Source organism: Allosphingosinicella sp., from assembly GCF_036387215.1.
Taxonomy (GTDB): Bacteria; Pseudomonadota; Alphaproteobacteria; order Sphingomonadales; family Sphingomonadaceae; genus Allosphingosinicella.
Window position 1 is genome coordinate 1 of record NZ_DASVUE010000175.1, and the last position, 6,900, is coordinate 6,900.

Annotated in this window: 8 protein-coding genes; 7 read left to right on the top strand and 1 reads right to left on the bottom strand. The window is 63.0% G+C overall.

What is annotated here, in order from left to right; translation table 11 throughout:
- A partial coding sequence (locus VF662_RS07110) for a divalent metal cation transporter (RefSeq protein WP_464139315.1) occupies positions 1-558 on the top strand: 558 nt, incomplete at its 5' end.
- A gap of 24 nt (positions 559-582) precedes the next feature.
- Here VF662_RS07110 and VF662_RS07115 read toward each other — a convergent pair.
- Positions 583-999, bottom strand: a complete 417-nt coding sequence (locus VF662_RS07115) for a DUF302 domain-containing protein (protein ID WP_464139317.1) — start codon at positions 997-999, stop codon at positions 583-585.
- Positions 1,000-1,315: 316 nt separating this feature from the next.
- Here VF662_RS07115 and VF662_RS07120 point away from each other — a divergent pair, with 316 nt between their 5' ends.
- The 6 genes from VF662_RS07120 to VF662_RS07145 all read left to right on the top strand — a co-directional run.
- Positions 1,316-2,365 (top strand): helix-turn-helix domain-containing protein, encoded by a 1,050-nt coding sequence (locus tag VF662_RS07120; protein ID WP_464139319.1) that lies wholly within the window; start codon positions 1,316-1,318, stop codon positions 2,363-2,365.
- Between the two features lie 112 nt (positions 2,366-2,477).
- Complete coding sequence (locus VF662_RS07125; protein WP_464139321.1) at positions 2,478-3,251, top strand: extracellular solute-binding protein; 774 nt, start codon at positions 2,478-2,480, stop codon at positions 3,249-3,251.
- Positions 3,248-4,051 carry a thiosulfate dehydrogenase gene (tetH, locus tag VF662_RS07130; protein ID WP_464139323.1) on the top strand — a complete coding sequence of 268 codons (804 nt, stop codon included), beginning with the start codon at positions 3,248-3,250 and terminating at the stop codon, positions 4,049-4,051. Before VF662_RS07125 ends, tetH begins: the two co-directional genes overlap by 4 nt.
- Entirely contained in the window at positions 3,978-5,072 is a 1,095-nt protein-coding gene (locus tag VF662_RS07135; protein ID WP_464139325.1) for a molybdate ABC transporter substrate-binding protein, read from the top strand. The genes tetH and VF662_RS07135 overlap by 74 nt, the downstream gene beginning before the upstream one ends.
- A gap of 202 nt (positions 5,073-5,274) precedes the next feature.
- Positions 5,275-5,964 (top strand): YoaK family protein, encoded by a 690-nt coding sequence (locus VF662_RS07140; RefSeq protein ID WP_464139327.1) that lies wholly within the window; start codon positions 5,275-5,277, stop codon positions 5,962-5,964.
- A gap of 23 nt (positions 5,965-5,987) precedes the next feature.
- The coding region (locus VF662_RS07145) for a cupin domain-containing protein (RefSeq protein WP_464139329.1) at positions 5,988-6,900 on the top strand (913 nt) is incomplete at its 3' end.

Genomic DNA, 6,900 nt, shown 5'->3' on the forward strand with positions numbered 1-6,900 from the left:
ATCCACCTCGACACCTATGTCGGAATGGGCTTCTCCAATCTCGTGGCGCTCTCGATATTGCTGGCGGCGGCGACCACCCTCCATGCGAGAGGTATCACGGATATCCAGACCTCAGCGCAGGCGGCGGAAGCTTTGCGCCCCGTTGCCGGTGAGTTCGCGTTCCTCCTCTTTGCTCTTGGTATCATCGGAACGGGATTGCTCGCCTTGCCGGTGCTTGCCGGATCGGCCGCTTACGCACTTGGGGAGATCCTCGACTGGCACGTGGGGCTGAGCCGAGCGCCGGGCCATGCAAAACTCTTCTATTCTGTCATCGCCGCCGCGACGCTCCTCGGCACTTTGATCAATTTCACGGAGCTTGATCCTGTCAGGGCGCTGGTTTGGGCGGCGGTCGTCAACGGTGTCGCTGCGGTACCCATCCTCGCGCTCATTCTTCTGCTCGGGAGCCGGTCCGATGCGATGGGCGCGTTCACCACGCCGCGCGCCCTGTCCGTGTTAGGGTGGCTGACGACGTTCATCCTGGCGTTCGCTGCGATCGGGATGATCGCGACCGCGCAATGAGGAAGCGTCAGCGGTCCCCACTCATTAGCTGCGCATCTTGGGCCCGGCTCTGAGCGCTTCGACGATGATGTTCTGCCCAGGCTCAACCCGCGCCGCGGCCTCGGCAGGAACTCCGGCGCGCTCGAGCAGGCGGCGGATGGGATGGAAGGCCACCAGCACTTCCCCCGATGTGGCCTCCCGCACCAGAACGCGAAACGGAAGGTCGAGCGCGGCGCTCGGCGCTTGCAGCATCAAGGGCGTCCCTCCCCGCGGACTGCCGTAGAAGATGACTACCGTTGGAGGCATGTCGAGGCCCATTGACCGAGCAGCTCCTGCGTGGTCTATGCGGAAGAAGATGCTCAGGCCGGCCGCTTGGATGGCGCGTTCGACCAGGTCCACTGTTTCGAGAAAAGACAGCGTGCTCGGCATCTCCACCAAGTCTCGTGCGTCAACTTCGATCATGCTTTCACCTCGTCGGGTATTTGCTGGCAGGCAGTGGCACGTACGGCTGTCATGTTCCGCATTTCGACATCCGTGGCGCTGCCGCCAAAGTGAACTGACGTGGGGAAATGATCTTCCGGGAAGGAACGAGGCGTTATCTCCGGGCACTTCTGGACGCTGAGGAGCCACTGCCGGCCGTCGATCTGGAGGCACCGCAAATGTCGGCCAAATGACATCTCACAAGGCCTGACTGGGTTCGCTCCGCCGGAGGAGGCAAGCCTCGAACAGGTGGAGCGGCGATCAACGCCGCCGAGCCCCCTGACCCCGAGGACCGAGCATGTCATCCCTGAACACCGCCCGATCAGCCAAAGACTGCCGAACAGTCATTCCCTTCAGAAGCCGCGACCCTGAGCAGCCTCGTCCGTTCAGCTGCGTGCGCCCCATCGCCGAAGTAAAGAAGAATTGCGGCACGTTTCCCGGGGTCGAGCACGAACTCGGCTGGCGACAGCGCCCAGCGGCCCGTACTGCATCGGGTATCGCACTCGGTCGCTGGCGGGAGGACGCCTCTCAGGCCCGACGCTACGAGGTGGCCGGCAACGCCGAGTGCGTGACGATCGAGCTCGCGCTACGACCGATGGACCTGTCGCTCGCTGTGGACGGCCGGCAGGTCTACAACGGCAAAGCGCCGTCAGGATGGGTGCACATCACCAACGCAGGCTCAGCCCCAAGTGCGGAGTTCCGAAGCCCATGCGACGTTCTCCACCTTTTCGTACCGACGGGGCTGATAGACGGGGTGAACAACAAAGGTGGGGCACTCCCGCTTTCACCCGACAACTCGGGGCTGCCGGTGGCCGACCCTGCTATTGAGCGCATGGCTTGGCTCTTGCTGAAGTCCGCAGAATTCGATGTGCCCGCGGCCGACCTGTACGTCGAGGGCATCAGCCTTGCCATAGTCGCACGACTGTGCAGCCGAGCGCAGCTCGGCGGATGTGCCTCGGCGGAGCGCCAGGGGCTGGTCAAATGGCGGCTCAAGCGGGTGTTCGAGTATGTGGAGGCTGAGCTTTCAGAGCCGCTGTCCCTCGCGGACCTTGCTAGGTCGGCCGGCCTCAGCCGGATGCACTTTGCGGCGCAGTTCCGAGCCGCAACCGGCATACGGCCGCACGAATATCTCATGCGGCGACGGATCGAGCGGGCACAGGAGATCCTTCGTACCACCTCGATGCCGCTCGCCGAAGTGGCCCTCAGCGTCGGCTTTCAGACCCAGGCACATTTCACCACCGTCTTCCGCCGTCTCCTGGACGAAACGCCGGGACGATGGAGGGAACTGAGACAAGCCGGTTGCAGCGCGATGGATCTCCACGGGGAGCGCAGACCCTCCAATCGATGAGGTATGGGTAACGCCACAGTGCATTCTGATGCGTCCTGTGCAGATCGGGAAGAATGCGCCTTTCCGCAGCCTTACTCCTCAACGGCCTCAATCGGGCAGGAGGAGTTTCGAAATGCTCAGCTCGCTGGTTATTGCAATGGTGCTGGGGGCGACCTCGCCCGGCTCGGCACCTGAAACTTTGCAGGTCTACGGACCCGGCGGGCCATACCCGGCGATGCGCGAAGCCGCCGCCACGTTCGAGCGAACGACCGGAACTCAGGTGAAGGTCACCGCTGGGCCGACGACGGAATGGATTTCCCAGGCGAAGGTCGATGCCGACCTCCTGTACAGCGGCGCCGAGACGATGATGACCGATTTCGTCGGTGCCATGGACGGGCAGCTACGATCGGAAGATGCAGTCCCGCTCTACCTTCGCCCCTCAACCATTCTCGTGCGCCCGGGCAACCCCGCCCGAATACGCGGCCTTAAGGATCTCCTTGCGCCCGGAAGGAGGATTCTTGTCGTCAATGGCTCTGGCCAGCAGGGTCTCTGGGAGGACGTTGCCGGGCGGCTCGGAGATCTCGATACGGTCAAGAGATTCCGCGCCAATATCCAGACTTTCGCAAAGAACAGCGCGGAGGCCAAACAGGCCTGGGTTGCGGATCCCACGCTCGATGCTTGGCTCATCTGGGACATATGGCAGGTCGCGAACCCGGACCTCGCGGACGCAGTGCCCGTCGAGCCTGAATACAGGATCTATCGCGACATGGGCGCGGTCCTGACCGCCCAAGGTAAGCAAAAGCCCGCCGCCGTCGCCTTTCTCGATTTCCTCAGCTCTCCGGAGGGCGAGAAGATATTCATGAAATGGGGCTGGAGCCGCCGAGCCGGCCGGGCGGCAGGCCGGTGAGCAGGAGTGGTCATGGCGAGGAGGACCGCCGCGCTGCAATCAAGATGCTGGCCACCTTTGCCGCAGCTGGAGCCGGCGCCCTTGGTCTTTTCGCCTCCCGCGCGGCTGCCGCTCCAACTGAGGTCGTCCCCAACGCCGCACGGGATCTCCGCGAGCTCATGGACGCCATGGCGCGAGCGCCGCGCCGCCGCAGCTTCAAGACCGTCCCCATGATCCTCCGGGACAAGAACCTGTGGGACCACGAGGCGCTTTCCGCCGTCCTCGCTTATCGGCCGCCGCACAAGCAGGTCTGGGACAATAAGGACATTGCCGGCCCCTGGCTGAATTCGATGCGGAATGCGCTCAACAACCAGATCTGGTCATATCGGCACCCCGACTTCCTGGCGGTCTCCATGACCCACGGGACCGCTCAACTTGCGCTTTACGATGAAGCGGCCTGGGCCAAGTACAAGCTGGCCGACCGCACCGGCGGGGCGTTCAGAAGCAACAGCCTCATCCTCGATCAAAAGGCAGCAAGCGCCGATCCCGACGACTTCGAAGCAGCCGACGGCGTCTTCTCGCTTCACAACAACACCATCCCCGCGCTTGTGCGGCGGGGTGTCGTCTTCGGAGCGTGTCACAATGCTGTCTGGGAGTTGGCTTCGGCTCTGCTCCAGGACGGCGTCAATCCCGACAAGCTGACGCAGGAGGCCCTCGCAGCCGACCTAACGAACCACCTCATCGCGGATGCTGTCATCACGCCCGGGGCAGTCGGAACCCTACCGGAGCTCCAGCACGTGGGGTTCCACTATGCCACCTGAAAACCGGCGCATGCTTCGGAAACTCTGTGCCGCCATGGCCATGGCAGGGATGATCATGGGAGGCGGCACGGGAATGGCGCAGACACCACCGGCCCCCAGTGTCGAGCCTCCTTCTTCCGCGCTGAACCCGCCCTGGCAGCATGGAAGGAACAACGATGCGGTCGTGAGAGGGGTTGAGTTCACAATTCCGGACATCGACGTCCTCGCCGACTTCCATGGCGTACTCAACGACCCGAAGCTCGTTCTCTATGTCGGCGGCAACTACTTCTTTGCCATGGCGCCCCTCGTCGAAGCGTTCGAGCGACTCCACCCGCACTACAAGGGGCGGCTTTTTTGGGAGACTCTGCCGCCCGGGATTCTCGCGCAGCAGATCCGGGCGGGCGGAACGATCACGGTTGGCAACATGACCTGGACGGTGAAACCGGACATCTATCTTGCCGGACTTTCCGAGGTGAAGGGGCTGATCTCCGAAGGGATCCTAGTCGGCCCGCCGACGGCATATGCGACGAATACCCTCACGATCATGGTGCCGAAGGGCAATCCGGCTCGTATCCGCAGCCTCACCGACCTATCCCGCCCGGGCCTTCGCCTGGCGATGCCCAATCCGCAGTTCGAGGGTGTGGCCACGCAGATCAAGCAAGCCCTGGTCAACGCCGGAGGGCCCGCCCTCGAGAAATCCGTTTACGAGACTAAGGTCGCCGATGGGACCTCAATCCTGACGCAGATTCACCACCGCCAGACACCTTTGTTCCTCATGAAAGGAATGGTCTCGGCCGGCGTGACCTGGAAATCGGAGGCGCTCTTCCAGATGCAGATCGGAAATCCGATCGAATATGTGGACATACAACCGGACCAGAACGTCTCGGGTATCTACGCGGGCGCGGCCGTTCGGGCTGCCCTTCACAAAAGGGCGGCGAAGGAGTGGCTGGACTTCATCGCCTCACCCGCTGCGCTGGAAATCTTCGAGCGCTACGGCTTCCGGCCCTACGTAGCTGAGACCGAAGCGTCTGGTCGGAACTGAGGCATACAACCGGCTTCGGCGTGCAATCCCGCAGCGAGCGTGCGCGATCGATAGAGGCCATTCTCGCGCTCCGATATGCCCCGCTCAGATGGGAGGCGCCGAAGTCGATGTCGAATTGGGGCCGCTCTCTTTCCGCACCATTTCTGCGCCACCCTCACGCTCAATGCGAACTGCAACGCAACGCTTTCAATGGCTCTCCTCCGTGACCGAGCCCCTAGACCCCGCAAATTTCGAGCGAGCGCTCGGCCTGGCCATTCTGGCATGCGCCGGATGGGTAGACGCGGCCGGTTTCCTCATGTTCTCGGGCATCTTTGTTTCTTTCATGAGCGGTGACACCACGCAACTCGGAGTTCGCCTCGGCCAAGGCGAATGGGACTGGGCCGGAGTGTCGAAGTTCCTGCTTCCGCCCGTCATATTCGTAGCGGGCGCGGCAATCGGACGGGTCATTGCCAACGCGAGGCCCGGATTGGCCCGCCCGCTATTGCTTTGCATCGTTGCGGCGCTGCTCACCGCAACCGCCATCGGCGGCATGGTGGAAGTGGGCAGCTTCCCGCTTCTCGCCGCGCTCATCGCGATGGGAATGCTGAACCAGGTCATTCGTGAAGAGAATGGCGTACCGGTCGGAACGATGGTGACCGGGGCACTGGTGCGGTTGGGGGAAGTGCTCGGCGATCGGGTCACGGGTGCGCCTGGCAAGGTGTGGGACAATGCAGGCCAATGGCTGGTCTTCGTCATTGCGGCCGGACTGGGCGCCGCGGCGTACGATCTAGCAGGCGCCAGCGTCTTCCTTGTCCCAGCCGCCGCCTCTCTGTTTCTCGCAGTGCAAACAGCCAAAGCAAGCCCGACCAGCGGAAGTGGCCGCACCTTGAACTCGCCGAAAGGAACTGGATGATGACGTCGAACGAGCACCAATCAGTGTCACAGACCGGCCACGAGATACCGGCGGCCGGAAATCCGGACCTTCCGGCGGAAGGTCAGGTCAATGTCGTCGGAGATCTGGAAAGCCTTCGAAGCACCGGGCCGCAGGACGCGGTGATGGAATCCCTCTTCCCGTCCCAAGGCAACCCGCCGGCGACCGACGTCAGCACGCAGCCCTTCTTCTGGTCCTCGTTCAATATCTCGCCCAAGCGAGTGCAACGCGGCGGGTGGGCCAGGGAGGTCACGGGAAGTGACTTCCATCTCTCCAAGGAAATCGCTGGAGTGAACATGCACCTGGCACCGGGTGGGATCAGGGAGCTCCACTGGCACCAGACTGCAGAATGGGGGATCATGACCCGCGGCTGGTGCCGTGTGACGACGGTGGACCAATATGGCCGTCCCAGCGTGGAGGACGTCGAGGAGGGCGACCTCTGGTACTTTCCTGCCGGCATACCGCATTCGCTCCAGGGCCTCGGGCCGACAGGAGCCGAGTTCGTCCTGGCTTTCGACGGTGGCGAGCAATCGGAGAGTAATACGCTCCTGGTGACGGATTTCTTCGCCCATGTTCCATTGGAGGTGCTGGCGAAGAACTTCGGCCTGCCGGCCGAAACCTTCCGCGACATGCCGCTCCACAACCTCTGGATCTTCCAGGGGGAGGAGCCGGGCGAGCTGCGTTTGGACCAGCTCTCGGTTGAGGCCGAACCCAAGGACGAACCGGTGATCTTCCGCCTCTCCCGATCCGAGCCGGTCCGGAAGAATAGCGGCGGCCAGATACAGATTGCCGACAGCAGCAACTTCAAAGCCTCGAAGACGGTCGCTGCGGCCCTCGTGACGGTCGAGCCCGGCGGCATGCGCGAGATGCATTGGCATCCGAACGCCGATGAATGGCAATATTATCTGCAGGGCAAAG